9 protein-coding genes, 1 tRNA gene and 1 pseudogene are annotated in these 14,921 nt (G+C 63.8%); all 11 read right to left on the bottom strand.

Annotated elements, in window-relative coordinates; all coding sequences use genetic code 11:
• Window positions 1-135: 135 nt before the first annotated feature.
• Window positions 136-211: transfer RNA gene (locus RMO23_RS00755), tRNA-Phe, on the bottom strand.
• Between the two features lie 90 nt (window positions 212-301).
• Window positions 302-976, bottom strand: a complete 675-nt coding sequence (locus RMO23_RS00750) for a response regulator (RefSeq protein ID WP_309678094.1) — start codon at window positions 974-976, stop codon at window positions 302-304.
• Between the two features lie 65 nt (window positions 977-1,041).
• On the bottom strand, window positions 1,042-3,393 hold the full coding sequence (locus RMO23_RS00745; RefSeq protein ID WP_309678093.1) for an ATP-binding protein: 2,352 nt from the start codon (window positions 3,391-3,393) through the stop codon (window positions 1,042-1,044).
• Window positions 3,390-3,995, bottom strand: coding sequence for a DUF4390 domain-containing protein (locus tag RMO23_RS00740; RefSeq protein ID WP_309678091.1), 606 nt, complete (start codon window positions 3,993-3,995; stop codon window positions 3,390-3,392). Before RMO23_RS00740 ends, RMO23_RS00745 begins: the two co-directional genes overlap by 4 nt.
• Window positions 3,996-4,032: 37 nt before the next feature.
• Window positions 4,033-5,463 carry a 16S rRNA (cytosine(967)-C(5))-methyltransferase RsmB gene (gene rsmB / locus RMO23_RS00735; RefSeq protein ID WP_405041538.1) on the bottom strand — a complete coding sequence of 477 codons (1,431 nt, stop codon included), beginning with the start codon at window positions 5,461-5,463 and terminating at the stop codon, window positions 4,033-4,035.
• Window positions 5,464-5,696: 233 nt separating this feature from the next.
• Window positions 5,697-7,010, bottom strand: a complete 1,314-nt coding sequence (locus RMO23_RS00730; protein ID WP_309678088.1) for an NAD(P)/FAD-dependent oxidoreductase — start codon at window positions 7,008-7,010, stop codon at window positions 5,697-5,699.
• 34 nt (window positions 7,011-7,044) lie between these two features.
• Window positions 7,045-7,377 carry a c-type cytochrome gene (locus tag RMO23_RS00725; protein ID WP_309678086.1) on the bottom strand — a complete coding sequence of 111 codons (333 nt, stop codon included), beginning with the start codon at window positions 7,375-7,377 and terminating at the stop codon, window positions 7,045-7,047.
• A gap of 184 nt (window positions 7,378-7,561) precedes the next feature.
• On the bottom strand, window positions 7,562-8,566 hold the full coding sequence (locus RMO23_RS00720) for a M48 family metalloprotease (RefSeq protein ID WP_309678084.1): 1,005 nt from the start codon (window positions 8,564-8,566) through the stop codon (window positions 7,562-7,564).
• Between the two features lie 38 nt (window positions 8,567-8,604).
• Window positions 8,605-9,198, bottom strand: coding sequence for a LemA family protein (locus RMO23_RS00715; RefSeq protein WP_309678082.1), 594 nt, complete (start codon window positions 9,196-9,198; stop codon window positions 8,605-8,607).
• 325 nt (window positions 9,199-9,523) lie between these two features.
• Entirely contained in the window at window positions 9,524-13,738 is a 4,215-nt protein-coding gene (gene rpoC / locus RMO23_RS00710; protein ID WP_309678080.1) for a DNA-directed RNA polymerase subunit beta', read from the bottom strand.
• Window positions 13,739-13,764: 26 nt separating this feature from the next.
• A pseudogene (gene rpoB, locus RMO23_RS00705) lies at window positions 13,765-14,921 on the bottom strand (DNA-directed RNA polymerase subunit beta); the annotation flags it as partial.

Raw genomic sequence — 14,921 nt, 5'->3', positions numbered from 1 at the left:
TTTTAATTGAGTCTTAATGGATGCAAGCAGATCGCGGATGGTATCCATAGCGCCCAAAATTCAGAATTGTAGAAATCCGACCGGAATAGTAGAAACGCCCCAGAACCCGAAAAGGGCGCTGGGGCGCATGAATGCTGGTGGCCTGGGGCGGAATCGAACCACCGACACAAGGATTTTCAATCCTCTGCTCTACCGACTGAGCTACCGGGCCTGAGCCTTAGATTATATATCAGGCAGAAGGGGCTTTCGGCCGGTGCGGGCCCCGATGTCTTCAATCACCCCCTCGTCATTGGCCACACGCTCAGGCGCTGCGCTTGCCGCGCGTGAGGTCGACGCCGAGCTGCTTGAGTTTGCGGTACAGGTGGGTGCGCTCCAGGCCGGTTTTTTCGGCCACGCGGGTCATGGAGCCGCCTTCCTTGGCGAGGTGGAATTCGAAGTAGGCTTTTTCGAATTCGTCGCGGGCGTCTCGCAGCGGTTTTTCAAGCACAAAGCTCTGCGTGGCCTGGGGGCCCATGTCGACCGGGGCGGGCAGCGTGCCGCCGGTCATGGCGGCCTCTACCGTGAGGTCGATGGGGTGCACGGCGGCGTTGAAGCTGACGGGTTTGCGCGGCGCGGTTTTGCTCAGGCCCTGCTCGACCGCCTTGAGCAGTTTTTGCAGGGTGATGGGCTTTTCAAGAAAAGCCATGGCGCCGATTTTGGTGGCCTCGACCGCGGTGTCTATGGTGGCGTGGCCGCTCATCATGATGACGGGCATGCTGAGCTGGCCGCTGGCCGACCATTCCTTGAGCAAGGTCACGCCGTCGGTGTCGGGCATCCAGATGTCGAGCAGCACCAGGTCGGGCCGGGCGCGGGCGCGGGCGGCGCGGGCCTGTGCGGCGTTTTCAGCCAGTTCCACCTGGTGCCCCTCGTCATTGAGAATTTCAGAGAGCAGGTCGCGTATGCCCAGCTCGTCATCGACCACCAGAATATTTGCCATGATTGAATTGCTGTCCCGCCGTTTGTTCGTTTGTTATCAATACCGAAGTATTACTCCGACTGTTGTTATGCCACAACCGCGAATGATAACGACACTTGGGCGCCTTGCACCACGCCATCGGTCATGCGGTTGGAAATATCAATGCGGGCGCCGTGCTCGTCGGCAATTTTCTTGACCACGGCCAGCCCCAGGCCGGTGCCCTTGACCTTGGTGGTGACGTAGGGCTCGAAGGCGCGCTTGAGGATGTGCGCCGGAAAACCCGTGCCGTGGTCGCGCACGATCAGGCGCACGCGTTTTGCGGTGTCGGAAAACTCGGTCTTCACGATGACGCGCGCGCCGGCCTTGCCCTCCTGGGCGTCCTGCGCGTTTTGCAGCAGGTTGTGAATCACCTGGCGCAGCTGCTGGGCGTCGCCCTTGATGGGGGGCGCCCGCGGGTCCAGTTCGGCCTGCACCGGCACCACGGCGCTGCCGCTGCCGGGCTGGCCGACGCTGTCGCTGAGGTAGAGCTGCAGCACGTCGGTGATGAGGGCGTTGAGGTCCAGCGGATGCAGCTGTGCGGCCGGCAGGCGGGCGTAGTCGCGAAACTCGTTGACGAGCCGTTTCATGGCGTCGACCTGGTCCACGATGGTCTTGACGGACTTGGTGAGCAGCAGCTGCTCGGGCTCTGCCACCTTGCCGGTGAGTTTCATTTCAAGCCGCTCGGCCGACAGCTGGATCGGGGTCAGCGGGTTCTTGATTTCGTGCGCCAGCCGGCGGGCGACTTCGCCCCAGGCCTGCGCGCGCTGGGCCGACACCATTTCCGACACATCGTCAAACACCAGCAAGAACTCGTCGGTGCCCGGCATTTTGGCGCCGCGCGCGATCAGGGTGATGGCATTGTCGGGGGAGCCGGGCATGGCGGCGTTGAGTTCAAACGACTGCTGCCACTGCTCCTGCGCGTGGGGTGCGGCTTCGGCCGGCGGTTCGCTGTGCGGGTCCGTGAGGAAACTGGAAAACTGGGCCTGCACCGCTTTGGCAAACACCTCGAGGCCAGGGACTTCACCGAGAAACTGGCCGTGCCAGGCGGCCAGCGGAGCGCGCAGGATGCGGGTCGCGCCGGGGTTGCTGGACTCGATGCGGCCGCGGCTGTCGAGCACGATCACGCCCGCCGTGAGGTTGTCAAGAATGGTTTGCAGGTTGGCGCGCGAGGCATCGACCTGGCTCATGCTTTGCTGCACCGCCGTGCGCGCATCAGACAGCTGCTGCGTCATCTCGGCAAAGGAGCGGGTCAACCCGCCCAGCTCGTCCTTGCCCTGCAGGGCGGCCTTGGGCGTGAGGTCGCCCTGGGCCACCTGCCTGACCCCTTCGGCCAGCACCAGCAGCGGCTTGGCCAGCTGGTTGCCCAGCAGCACCGCCAGCAACACGGCGCCAAACACCGCCAGAAAAAGGCTGAGCGTGAGGGTGCCGATGTACATTTTGCGCAGGCCGCCGCGCGCCAGCGCGCGCTCCTGGTACTCGCGGTTGGCCTCCTGCACGGCGATGGCATTGGCCACCAGGCCGGCGGGCAGCACCGTGGTGACTTGTAAAAACCGTGACGATCCCAGTACATTGAGATTCGGGTTGTTGACCACCGCGATCGCCTTGATGCGGGCGTTGCTGCCGGCCGTGGTGCCGGGGGGGCCGGCGGTGGGCGGCGGCGTGCTGTCGGTCCCCAGCTCGCCGTTGCCGCCCGGCACCACCTCATCCAGGCCTTCAATCTGGGTGATGACGCGCTGGCTGCGCGCACTGCGCAGCTGCTGCGCCGACGGTCGCTCGGGCTTGAACAAAAAGCGCGATTCGCCGGCGCTGGCAATCACCTGGCCGGAGGCGCTCCAGAGCACCACGTCGCTGGCCGAAAGCTGGTCGCGCAGGCGCTCCAGCGCCAGGCCGGCCGAGGTGTTGGGGATATCCGAAATCTGCGTGGCTGCTTGCTGGGTCTTGTTGGCCAGGTCGGCCGCCAGCGTGTCCAGCGTGGCACGGCCCAGGTTCAGCCCGGCCGCCAGGGCGCCCTCGACCTCGACATCAAACCAGCTCTCGATGGAGCGGGAGACGAACTGGTAGGACACCACATAAATCATCATGCCCGGCAGCAAACCGACGAGCGCAAAAATGGCCGCCAGCTTGACCAGCAGGCGGCTGCCAAAACGGCCCCGGCGCAGGCGCAGCGCCAGGCGCAGCACGATCCAGCCAATCACCAGCAGCAAGAGCCCAGCCACCGCCACGTTGAGCCCAAACAGCAGCGCGTAGTTGCGCTCGTAAAGCTCGCGGTTGCCGGTGGCCTGGGTCAGCAGGAACAGCAGCACCAGCCCCAGCGCCGCCATGATGCCCACGCCAACGCCTATGGTCCAGCGAAACGCCTTGCTGCTTTTGATCGAGGTCACCTCGCGCAGCGGGCTCATTTGCCGGCCTCGGTGCTGCTGGCGGCCGGCAGTGCAGGCGCCGCTGCCGCCGCAGGTTCCAGCCTGAGGCGGTCTTTCACCTGCACGGCAATGGTCCAGTCCCTTTGCCCGGCCACACCAATCTGGAAGGGTCGGGGCAATTGGGACAGGTCAAGCCGGAAGCTGAAGTCAAGCCTGTGGCCGGCGTCTGGATTCACCTCGGACGCTTCGGCAATTTTCCAGCGGGCCACGCGCTGGATCACGGCCAGCGCCTCGGGCAGGGTGTCGTAGTTCTGGTTGAGGGTGGCGCGCAGCCCGGCCGAATTGCTGATCAGCCCGGCCGCAATATTGACGCGCCAGCGCCGGGTCAGCGGCTGATAGGCGAGCCGTATGGTGCGGGCCGCGCTGGCCACATGCAGGTCGGCCCAGTACCAGCGGTCGCGGTAGATGTCCGCCTCCAGCACAAAAAACATCGGAATGCCCTTGAGCAGGGCGTCTTCGACCACGGGCGGCAGGTCAAACCGGACCAGGGCTGACAGGCGCACGCCTTCGTCACCGCGCTCCACCTGCAACTGGGTCACCTCGGTGGCCCGGGCTTGCCGCTGCGGATAGACCAAAAGCATGCACAGACAAACGCCCAGCAGGACGCGCACTGCCGTTTTAAGGGCGGCGTTTTTCAAGCTTTGCGTAATAGAAACCGTCGTGCTCACGCAGCAAATTGTCCGGGAAGACTGTGGCTTGGACGCCACTTTGCGGTAGCAAATGACCTGGCGAGGGCATTAATAAGGCGTCGGTGTGGTGTGCAACAAACGTTTGTATCTGGATGTCACCTTCAGCCCTGAAAACCGAGCAGGTGCAATACAGCAAGCGCCCGCCCGGCCTGAGCAGGGGCCACAGCATTGCCAGCAGATGCGCCTGGATGCCGGCCAGCTGGGCAATGTCGGAAGGCCGGCGCAGCCAGCGCACGTCGGGGTGACGCCGCACAATGCCCGAGGCGGTGCAGGGTGCGTCCAGCAGGATGCCGTCGTACAGCTCGCCGTCCCACCAGTCGGCGGGCTGGCCGGCATCGGCCACCACGATCTGCGCCTGCAAGCCCAGGCGCGTCAGGTTTTGCGCAACGCGCTCGCAGCGGCGGGCATCGATGTCCAGCGCCGTCACCTCGCAATCGGCCAGCTCCAGCAGGTGCGCGGTTTTGCCGCCGGGGGCGGCGCAGGCGTCGAGAATCTTCAGCCGTTGGCCCTTGTCACCCTGCGCAGCGAGGCCGCCCAGCAGTAATGGCGCGGCCAGTTGCGCGGCGGCGTCCTGCACCGAAAAATGCCCGTCGGCAAAGCCTGGCAGCGACGGCACCGGCTGGGCGCTGGCGAGAATCACGCCCTGTTCGCCAACTGCCGATGCTTCTATATTGATAGCAAACAATGAGTGCAAGTATTGGGCTTGAGTCGTTTTTCGTTCATTAATCCGCAAAATCAGCGGCGCCCGGCTGTTGTTGGCCTGCAAGATTGCCTGCCAGTGCTCGGGGTGGTCTTTGCGCACCCGGTCTATCCACCACTGCGGGTGGTTCCACACGGCTTGCGGATTTTTGTCGGTCAGCGCCACCAGCGCGTCCCGTTCGCGCAAAAAGCGGCGCAGGCAGCCGTTGATGAAGCTGGCCTGATGATGCGTGGCCTCGCTGCGCTTGGCGGCTTCCACCGCCTGGTCGACCAGCGTATGGGGCGTGTACATGGCCCCCACGCTTGTCGCTTCGCGTACTACGCTTCCCCCCGAGGGGGCTAATTTTCCCAGGGGCGGCCCGGCGGAAAATTGCGCTCCGACACGGTCCCCAGTTTCAGACCATGCCAGCGCTAAAGCGACGCACAGCAGGGCATCGGCCTCCGGCGGTGGCGGGCGTTTGGCCAGTTGCTGGCGCAGCGCTTCGGCGCGGCCCAGCCAGCGCAGCGCATGAAAGCCCAGCGCCTGCACGCCAGGGCGCAGCTGGGCATCGACATCTTCCAGCGCGGCGGTCATGGACTGGCCGTCGCGAACGGCCATCAATAAGGAGGCTGCCCCCTGAAGCTGGCGCCACAGGGGAACTTGGGTCGGGTTGTCTTGCATCGGGCTCATGTATGCCGCCCGGAACGGACAGCCAACCCGTATTAGACCAGCCACGAGACCACCACCCCCACTGGCCACTCCGAATGGCAAGCAGGGGCCGCGGGACCGGCTTTGCCAGGGGCAGTGGGAGCTCGTCTTTTCAAGTACCGGCCGCAGGACCGGCTTTGCCGGACTGCAGGCGGGGCGGCCCCCTCGGGGGGCAGGAAGCTACACGCAGTGAGCGACCGTGGGGGCTAACTCAACGTGTCGGCCCAGATGTTGCTTGCCCAGTTCAGCGCGTAAGTGCCTTCGAGCTCGGTCGGGCCGGGGCTGACGCCGCCTGAGCCTGCCACGGTCTTGAAGGTTTTTTCAGCCGCCACATACTCATGCACGCTGGCCACGTGGATCACGTTTTTCGGGTCCACGAAGCTGTAGCAGGTGTTGGTCAGCATGGGCGCGGGGTTCACGTCCCAGCCCGAGAGTTGGGCCACGATGGCGGCGGCGGCCACCTTGCCGTGGTTGTTGGCCATGTGGCCGCTTTTGGGCATGCCGGGCGCAATCTGGATGGCGTCGCCCAGCACATGCACGTCCCTGGCGGCGGTGGACTCAAACGTCAGGTAATTGACGCCGCACCAGCGGTTATTGGCCTGGTTGTTGAGCCCCGTCTGCACGGCGATGCTGCCGGCGCGCATGGCGGGCAGGACGTTGAGCACATGGGCCTTGACGTCGTCCTGCACATCCAGCCTGATGACACCGGCTTTGGCATCAACCGCCGTCGCCTTGTGCTGGCCGCGGTATTCAAGGATGCCGGCGTACTGTTCGGCCCAGACCTTTTTGAACAGCGGCCCCTTGGAGGTGACATCGGCGTTGGCGTCAAGAATCAGCACCTTGCTGCGCGGCTTGGCCGCCTTGAAGTAGGCGGCAATCACCGATGCGCGCTCGTAGGGGCCGGGCGGGCAGCGGTAAGGCGCCTCGGGAATGGTCAGGGCATAGACACCGCCATCGGGCATGGCTTCGAGCTGCCGGCGCAGCGCCACGGTCTCGGCGCCGGCCTTCCAGGCCTGCAGAATCTGGCCCGAGGCATTGGCATCTTTCAAGCCTTCAATGCTGTCAAACATCAGCTCGATACCGGGCGAGACCACCAGTTTGTCGTAGGCAATGGTGGCGCCGCCGGCCAGCGTGACGGTTTTTCTGGCGGTATCGATCGCGCTGGCCGAGTCCCTGACCAGCGTGATGCCGTGGTTTGCCGACAGGCCGGCGTAGGACATGGTGATGTCACCCATCTGCTTGCTGCCGCCCAGCACCAGGTTGGAAATGGGGCAGGACACAAAGGCGGGCTGCGGCTCGATCAGCACCACGTCAATCTTGTGCCCGGACAGCAGGCGCACATACTTGGCGGCCGTGGCGCCGCCGTAGCCGCCGCCAATCACCACCACCTTGGCCCTGGACGGGATGCCGGCCATGCTGGCGCAGCCGGTCAGGCCCAGCAGGCTCAGGGCGGCGGTGGACTGCAAAAAGGAGCGGCGCTTGTAGCCAGCCACAGCGGGAGAGGGATGGGGCGTGTTCATGGTGCTGAGTCCTTGCATGCTGTTGTGGGCCGGCTCACTTCTTCTGCGCCGCAAAATAGGCCGCAAGCGAGGCGATCTGCGCGTCATTGAAGCCCTTGCTGAGCTGGTGCATCACGGTGGCGGGGCGGGCGCCGGACTTGAAGGCGTCCATCTGGGCCACGATGTAGCTTTGATCGAGCCCGGCCAGCGCCGGCACGCTGGAGCCCTGGGTGACCTTGCCGTTGGTGCCGTGGCAGTTGGCGCAGGTGGCCGCCAGGCTTTGGGTGTACAGGGCTTGCGCGCCCGCAGCGCCTTGCGCCAGCGCGAGCGGGCTGAGCGCAAGGCAGAGCAAAGACAGCGTGACGCGGGCGAGGGTTCGGGTTCTCATGAGTCCTCCTGACGATGACAAGTGGGTGACAATTTACCCCGCGGCCCGGTGCGCCCTATAGGGAGTATCCAGTAGCCAGGCGGCGCCCGCGCTGGCGGTCAAGGCACCCGTGCCGCGCCTGCGACCGGATCGGCACGACGCAGAGGCAGACCCCAACGCAGACGCAGCGGCATCGCCGCGCGATTCAGAAAATCGCGTCCGGCCGCGTGGCGGCCTCTTCGTCGTGCGGGGACAAGGCCGCCATGGGCCGGCCATAGATGCGGCGAATGCGCTCCGGCAAGGGCGGATGGGTGGCAAACCAGCGCGCCTCGGTGTGGGCGTTGACCAGCAGCATGTGCTGCACCGCCGGGTGCAGGTGGCTGCGTGCCCTGCCGCCCTGCGCCTGCTGGCCCGCCACCTTGCGCAGCACACCGCCCAGCCCGTCCTTGCTGCGGGTGAACTGCACGGCCCGGGCATCGGCCAGGAACTCGCGCTGGCGCGACACCGCGGCCTTCAGCGCGCGCCCCGCCAGCCAGCCCAGCGAGCCGGTGGCCTTGATGGCAAAGCCGGGCAGCGCCAGGAACGAGCGGTTGCCGTTTTCGTCGGTCTCGCACATGCTGCTGCCCAGGTTGAAGATCATTTCCAGCCCGAACACCATGCCGGCCAGCCGCATGTTCAGGCGGGTATCGCCCTCGCGCAAATGGCTGAACTCATGGGCCACCAGGCCTTGCAGCTCATCGCGCGTCAGGCTGTCAAGGGCGCCCCGGGTCACGGCGATCACCGCATCACGCTCGTCCCAGCCGGCGGCAAAGGCGTTGATGCCCTCTTCCCGGTCCAGCACCATGGCCAGGGGCGGCTTCATGCTGGCGGCAATGGCCAGTTCGCTGACGATGTTGCACAGGCGGCGCTCGGCGTCGCGGCTGGCGGGCCAGGCCTCGCGCGCGCCGGCGCGCCGCGCCAGCGTTTCACCGCCACCGCGCAGCGCCGAGGTTTCCAGCCACCAGCCGCCCAGCACGAACAGCAGGGTCAGGCCGCTGTTGACGGTAAAGAAGTAAGCCGGGTAGCCGCTGAAGCCGGGCGACACCATGCGCCAGGTCAGCGCCAGCGCGGCATTGACGGCCAGCACCAGCGCCAGCACCGTCAGGCCAAACAGCAGCAGCAAGCGCGTGGTTTGCGCGCGGGCGGCTTCCTGTCGCTCAAAAAAACGCATGGTCGGGTCGGAGTGGGGCTGGCCGGCTGGCTGCGGCGTTACATGGAAATGCGAACGGCCTGGCGTTCTGCGGCACTGTCGGTCGAGCGCAGCATGACCGAGGGCGCAAAGCCGAACAGGCGGGCGATCAGCAGGGCCGGGAACTGGCCTTGCGCGTTGTTGAAATCGAGCGCCGCGTCGTTGTAGGCCTGGCGCGCGAAGGCGACCTTGTTTTCGGTGCTGGTCAGCTCTTCGCTGAGTTCCCGAATGGTCTGGTCGGCCTTGAGTTCGGGGTAAGCCTCGGCCACGGCAAACAGGCGGCCCAGGCTGCCTTCCAGCACCTGCTCGGCGGCCACCAGTGCCGTCATGGCCGCCGCGTTGGCGGGACGGGCTCGCACCGCATCGCTGGCGCTGCGCGCCTGGTTGCGCGCCAGCGTGACGGCCTCCAGCGTGCTCTGCTCATGCTGCAGGTATTTTTTGGCGGCGTCCACCAGGTTGGGAATCAGGTCGTAGCGGCGCTTGAGCTGCACATCGATCTGGCCATAGGCGTTGGCGATGGTGTTTTTCAGGCGCACCAGGCGGTTGTAGGCGCCTACTGCCCAAAAAATCAGCAAGGCCAGCGCGGCGAACAGGACGAGGGTACTGACAGGCATAACGAAAATTCCTTGAACATCAGGTGGAACGGTGCCGGCGAACCCGGGCGCACCGTTACGCCGGGGCGGGGCGGTTTTCCCGACGGGCGCGCAGCGAGATTAACCGTTTTTTACGCCACCGCTGTGGCGTTTTCCCGTCAGCTCTCAATTTGCTATTGTTTTGGTAGCATACCGTGCAATAACCGCTTGGGCTGGGGCCATTTTTTGGTCATTTTTGAGCGATTCAGAGACGCCCGCCTGTCCAGCCGGGCTTTGCCAAAAAAAAAGCCTCCCGGGCTTGCACCCGGGAGGCTTTTGGCGGGGTTCACCCAGCGCTGCGGCAGGTTTACTCGGAAGCCGCGCTGTCGTCGCTGCTTTCGGCGTGTGCGGCCTCCAGCTCAAGCGCCTCGGCATCGGCAATGGCGCGGCGCTCGGCGTCGTCCATCAGGTCCTTGGCCTTGCGGGCCTCATGGTAGGCCATGCCGGTACCGGCAGGAATCAGGCGACCGACGATCACGTTCTCTTTCAAACCACGCAACTCGTCGCGCTTGCCCATGATGGCAGCCTCGGTGAGCACGCGCGTGGTTTCCTGGAAGGAAGCCGCAGAAATGAAGGAGTCGGTCGACAGCGATGCCTTGGTGATACCGAGCAGCAGGTTGCTGAAGATGGCCGGCACCTTGCCCGCCGAGCGCAGTGCGTCGTTGGCGTCCAGGATCACGGAACGCTCGACCTGCTCGCCGGCGATGTAGCTGGACTCGCCCACGTTCTCGACGACAACACGGCGCAGCATCTGGCGAACAATCACTTCGATGTGCTTGTCGTTGATCTTCACGCCCTGCAGGCGGTAAACGTCCTGCACTTCGTCGACGATGTAGCGGGCCAGCTCTTCCATGCCCAGCAAACGCAGGATGTCCTGCGGGTCGGCCGGGCCATCGACAATGCTCTCGCCCTTGTTCACCACCTGGCCTTCGTGCACCAGGATGTTCTTCTCCTTGGGCACGAGGTCTTCCCAGACCTTGCCTTCCGGGTCGGTGATCTGCAGGCGGACCTTGCCCTTGGTTTCCTTACCGAAGGACACGGTACCGGTCATTTCGGCCAGCGTGCCCTTGTCTTTCGGCGTACGCGCCTCAAACAGCTCGGCCACGCGTGGCAGACCGCCGGTAATGTCGCGGGTCTTCTGGCCTTCGATCGGGATACGGGCCAGCACCTCGCCGGGGCCCACGTCCTGGCCGTCGCGCACCTGAACCAGCGCGCCGATCTGGAAGCCAATCGTCACCGAGTGATCGGTGCCGGGAATCTTGACTTCGTTACCGGTCGCGTCGATCAGCTTGACCTGGGGACGAATCACCTTGGTTGCGCCGCGGCGCTTCGGATCGATTACCACCAGGGTGGACAGGCCGGTGACATCGTCAACCTGTCTGGCCACCGTCACGCCCTCTTCCACATTCTCGAAGGCCACCTTGCCGGCGAACTCGGTAATGATGGGGCGCGTGAGCGGATCCCAATTAGCCAGAATGGCGCCGGCCTTGATGGTCTGGTCGGCCTTGACGGTCAGCGTGGCGCCGTAGGGCACCTTGTGCCGCTCACGCTCGCGGCCATGCTCGTCATGAATGACGATCTCGCCGGAACGCGCAATCACCACCAGTTCGCCCTTGCTGTTGGTCACATAGCGCATCGGTGCGTTGAAACCGATGACGCCGTTGGACTTGGCCTCGACGCTCGAGGCAATCGCGGCACGCGATGCCGCACCACCGATGTGGAAGGTCCGCATCGTCAACTGCGTGCCGGGCTCGCCAATCGACTGCGCGGCAATGATACCGACCGCTTCACCGATGTTGATCAGGCCACCGCGCCCCAGGTCACGGCCATAGCACTTGGCGCACAGGCCAAAGCGGGTGGCGCAGGTCAGCGCCGTGCGCACCTTGACTTCGTCGACGCCGGCAGCTTCCAGCTCCTCGATCAGGTCCTCGTCCAGCATGGTGCCGGCCTTGGCCAGCACCGCCCGGTTTTCGGGATGCAGCACGTCTTCGACCGCGGTGCGGCCGAGGATACGGTCGCGAAGCGATTCAATCACTTCACCGCCCTCGACGATGGCGCGCATCAGGGCGCCATCCAGCGTGCCGCAGTCCTCTTCGGTCACCACCAGGTCCTGCACCACGTCGCAGAGGCGGCGCGTCAGGTAACCGGAGTTGGCGGTTTTCAGCGCCGTGTCGGCCAGACCCTTACGCGCACCGTGGGTGGAGATGAAGTACTCCAGCACGTTCAGGCCTTCGCGGAAGTTGGCGGTAATCGGCGTTTCGATGATGGAGCCGTCAGGCTTGGCCATCAAACCGCGCATGCCCGCCACCTGGCGAATCTGCGCGGCGGAACCGCGGGCACCGGAGTCGGCCATCATGTAGATGGAGTTGAACGACTCCTGCTCGACTTCCTTGCCATGGCGGTCAATGACCCGCTCTTTCGACAACTGGGCCATCATCACCTTGGAGACTTCGTCACCGGACTTGCCCCAGATGTCCACCACCTTGTTGTAGCGCTCGCCGGAGGTCACCAGACCCGAGACATACTGCTGCTCGATTTCTTTGACTTCCTTCTGGGCGCGCGCAATGATGGCGTGCTTTTCCTTGGGCACCAGCATGTCGTCGATGCAGATCGAAATGCCGGCCTTGGTCGCCAGGCGGAAACCCGACTGCAGCAGCTTGTCGGCAAACACCACGGTCTCTTTCAGGCCGCACTTGCGGAAAGACACGTTGATGAGCTTGGAGATTTCCTTTTTCTTCAACGCCTTGTTGATGTTGGAGAAAGGCAAACCCTTGGGCAGGATTTCGGACAGCAGCGCACGGCCGCCAGTGGTTTCCCACAGCTTGGTCGAGGGCACGAACTCTTTGGTTTCCTTGTCCTTGGTCCACTCGGTCAGGCGCACGCTGATGCGGGCGTTCAGGTCGAGCTCGCCCGAGTCAAAGGCACGGCGCACTTCGCCGGTGTCCGAGAACACCAGGCCTTCGCCCTTGCCGTTGGTGCGGTCACGCGTCGTGTAGTACAGACCCAGCACCACGTCTTGCGACGGAACAATCGACGGCTCGCCGTTGGCCGGGAACAAAATATTGTTCGAGGCCAGCATCAGCGTGCGTGCTTCCATCTGCGCCTCGACCGACAGCGGCACGTGAACAGCCATCTGGTCACCGTCAAAGTCGGCGTTGAAGGCCGAGCAGACGAGCGGGTGCAGCTGAATCGCCTTGCCTTCGATCAGGATCGGCTCAAAGGCCTGGATGCCGAGACGGTGCAGCGTAGGCGCACGGTTCAGCATCACCGGGTGTTCCTTGATGACCTCTTCCAGAATGTCCCAGACCACTGGCGTGCCGGATTCGACTTCCTTCTTGGCGGCCTTGATGGTGGTGGCAATGCCACGCGACTCAAGCTGCGCAAAGATGAAGGGTTTGAACAGTTCGAGCGCCATCAGCTTGGGCAGGCCGCACTGGTGCAGCTTGAGCGTTGGGCCCACGGTAATCACGGAACGGCCGGAATAGTCGACGCGTTTGCCCAGCAAGTTCTGGCGGAAACGGCCTGACTTGCCCTTGATCATGTCGGCCAGCGACTTCAGCGCGCGCTTGTTGGCGCCCGTCATGGCCTTGCCACGACGGCCGTTGTCGAGCAGCGAATCGACCGCTTCCTGCAACATGCGCTTTTCATTGCGGGCAATGATTTCCGGTGCCTTCAGCTCGAGCAGGCGACGCAGACGGCTGTTGCGGTTGATGACACGGCGGTACAGATCGTTCAGGTCGGAGGTCGCAAAGCGGCCGCCGTCCAGTGGCACCAGCGGACGCAGGTCGGGCGGTAGCACGGGCAGCACGTCCAGCACCATCCACTCGGGCTTGATGCCGGACTTCTTGAACGCTTCCATCAATTTCAAGCGCTTGGCGTTTTTCTTGATCTTGATTTCGGAGCCGGTCAGGTCGTTGCGCAGCTTGTCGATTTCGACGTCGAGGTCCAGCCCTTCGAGCAGGTCCTTGATGCCTTCGGCGCCCATCAGCGCGGTGAACTCGTCACCGAATTCGCGCTTCTTGGTGTCGTAGTCGTCCTCGGACATGATGCTGAATTTCTTCAGCGGGGTCATGCCGGGGTCGGTCACCACGTACGCTTCAAAGTACAGCACGCGCTCGATGTCGCGCAGCGTCATGTCGAGCACCAGGCCCAGACGCGACGGCAGCGACTTCAGGAACCAGATGTGCGCGCAGGGAGCAGCCAGGTCGATGTGACCCATGCGTTCGCGGCGAACCTTGGTCTGCGTGACTTCAACGCCGCACTTCTCGCAGATGACACCGCGATGCTTGAGGCGCTTGTACTTGCCGCACAGGCATTCGTAGTCCTTGATAGGGCCAAAAATCTTGGCGCAAAAAAGACCGTCGCGCTCTGGCTTGAAGGTGCGGTAGTTGATGGTTTCAGGCTTTTTGACTTCGCCGAACGACCACGAACGGATCTTTTCGGGCGAGGCCATGCCGATCTTGATGGCATCGAAATGCTCATCCGGCGTGAACTGCTTGAACAGGTCGAGTAATGATTTCATGAGTTAAATCCTTTTCTTTCCTGCGATTAGCTACGTTCGAGTTCGATATCGATACCGAGTGAACGGATCTCTTTGACCAGCACATTGAACGACTCGGGCATGCCGGCCGTGATGGCGTGCTCGCCCTTGACGATGCTCTCGTACACCTTGGTACGGCCCTGCACGTCGTCGGACTTGACGGTCAGCATTTCCTGCAGCGTGTAGGCAGCGCCATAAGCTTCCAGCGCCCAGACCTCCATCTCGCCGAAACGCTGTCCACCGAACTGCGCCTTGCCGCCCAGCGGCTGCTGGGTGACCAGCGAGTAAGGTCCGGTCGAGCGCGCATGCATCTTGTCGTCCACCAGGTGGTGCAACTTCAGGAAGTGCATATAGCCCACAGTGGTGGTGCGCTCGAACTGGTCGCCGGTACGGCCGTCATACAGCTGGGCCTGGGTCCGGGTTGCCGTCAGGCCCTTGGTGTTGGCCAGGTCATCGGGGTAAGCCAGCTGCAGCATGGCCATGATCTCGGCTTCCGAGGCGCCGTCGAACACCGGCGTTGCGAAAGGCACGCCAGTTGTCAGGTTCCCGGCCATCTCAAGGACGTCGGTATCTGACAGCTTCGACAGGTCTTCAGCCCGACCCGACTTGTTGTAGATCGTCTCCATGAAGCTGCGCAGCTCCTGCACCTTGGCTTCTGCCTGCAGCATGTCACCGATGCGATGCCCCAGGCCTTTGGCAGCCCAACCCAGGTGAACCTCAAGCACCTGTCCGACGTTCATGCGTGAAGGCACGCCCAGCGGATTGAGCACGATGTCGCAGGGCGTGCCGTCTGCCATGTAAGGCATGTCTTCGACCGGAACGATCTTGGACACCACGCCCTTGTTGCCGTGACGGCCGGCCATCTTGTCGCCGGGCTGCAAACGACGTTTGACAGCGAGGTAAACCTTGACCATCTTGAGCACGCCCGCCGGCAACTCGTCGCCTTGCGTGAGCTTTTTGCGCTTCTCTTCGAAAGACAAATCGAAACTGTGGCGCGTCTGCTCCATCGAATTCTTGATGCTTTCCAGCTGCGAAGCGACTTCATCGTCGGCCGGACGAATGTCAAACCAGTGGTACTTCTCGACATCGGCCAGGTAGGCCTTGTCGATGGTCGTGCCCTTGGCCAGCTTTTTCGGGCCGCCATTGGCGACCTTGCCGTTGAGGA

The sequence above is a fragment of the Polaromonas sp. genome (genome assembly GCF_031411155.1).
Taxonomy (GTDB): domain Bacteria; phylum Pseudomonadota; class Gammaproteobacteria; order Burkholderiales; family Burkholderiaceae_C; genus Polaromonas.
This window is presented reverse-complemented; position numbering and strand designations above follow the sequence as displayed.

Excerpts from the sequence above, each read along its gene's own strand:
- RMO23_RS00725 (WP_309678086.1), bottom strand. The coding sequence starts at position 7,377 with ATGAGAACCCGAACCCTCGCCCGCGTCACGCTGTCTTTGCTCTGCCTT.
- RMO23_RS00740 (WP_309678091.1), bottom strand. The coding sequence starts at position 3,995 with ATGCTTTTGGTCTATCCGCAGCGGCAAGCCCGGGCCACCGAGGTGACC.
- rpoC (WP_309678080.1), bottom strand. The coding sequence starts at position 13,738 with ATGAAATCATTACTCGACCTGTTCAAGCAGTTCACGCCGGATGAGCAT.
- RMO23_RS00720 (WP_309678084.1), bottom strand. The coding sequence starts at position 8,566 with ATGCGTTTTTTTGAGCGACAGGAAGCCGCCCGCGCGCAAACCACGCGC.
- RMO23_RS00750 (WP_309678094.1), bottom strand. The coding sequence starts at position 976 with ATGGCAAATATTCTGGTGGTCGATGACGAGCTGGGCATACGCGACCTG.
- RMO23_RS00745 (WP_309678093.1), bottom strand. The coding sequence starts at position 3,393 with ATGAGCCCGCTGCGCGAGGTGACCTCGATCAAAAGCAGCAAGGCGTTT.
- RMO23_RS00715 (WP_309678082.1), bottom strand. The coding sequence starts at position 9,198 with ATGCCTGTCAGTACCCTCGTCCTGTTCGCCGCGCTGGCCTTGCTGATT.
- RMO23_RS00730 (WP_309678088.1), bottom strand. The coding sequence starts at position 7,010 with ATGAACACGCCCCATCCCTCTCCCGCTGTGGCTGGCTACAAGCGCCGC.
- rsmB (WP_405041538.1), bottom strand. The coding sequence starts at position 5,463 with ATGCAAGACAACCCGACCCAAGTTCCCCTGTGGCGCCAGCTTCAGGGG.